This window comes from Desulfonatronum sp. SC1, from assembly GCF_003046795.1.
Taxonomy (GTDB): Bacteria; Desulfobacterota; Desulfovibrionia; order Desulfovibrionales; family Desulfonatronaceae; genus Desulfonatronum.
On the sequence record NZ_PZKN01000089.1, the window covers coordinates 1 to 547 of the forward strand.

Here is a 547-nt window from a genome sequence, read left to right on the forward strand (position 1 = left end):
CTATCTTCACTCTGTTTGTCAATTTCCGTGTGGACTAAGCCACAATGATTTTCTCGTTATTTCAGACGTAACGAACCTTTCTGGTCGGCTGCAAAGATATCGCATTCTTGTAAGACATGACTCCTTTTGGGGGTTATATAAACTTAAAAATGAGAGATTCCTGCTCCTTTTGCCGACCAATTGTAATACATGTGCCGAAATCATTACCCGGGTATGGAATGGATATGTGGGTTTTGGGGCTTAAAATGAATTTTTGTTATAATTATTTTTTTCATAAATTGGGTAAGTTATAATTCCACATAGGTAGCGGTTACTGATTGTTCGGGAGTTAAACGTTTAGTTGTAAAAACGTGTGAGATTTGCAACGTAGTTTTATTATGCGTTAACGGAACAAGTGAAAATAAAAAATGCAGCATAACTGGTTTAAAACCATATTCAAGCCAAAATACTACTGGTTTGGGGTCGTTTCTCTTTTGATAGTATCTGTGCTTCTGTTTGAGCAGTGCGACCCGGCAACCGACGGCGACAACGTTGCGATGTCTCAATC

General features: G+C 38.6%; 1 protein-coding gene. It reads right to left on the reverse strand.

Translation table 11 applies throughout. The annotated features are described in order from the left end of the window. Positions 1-287: 287 nt before the first annotated feature. On the reverse strand, positions 288-547 hold a 260-nt coding region (locus tag C6366_RS20835), incomplete at its 5' end, for a hypothetical protein (RefSeq protein ID WP_233248572.1).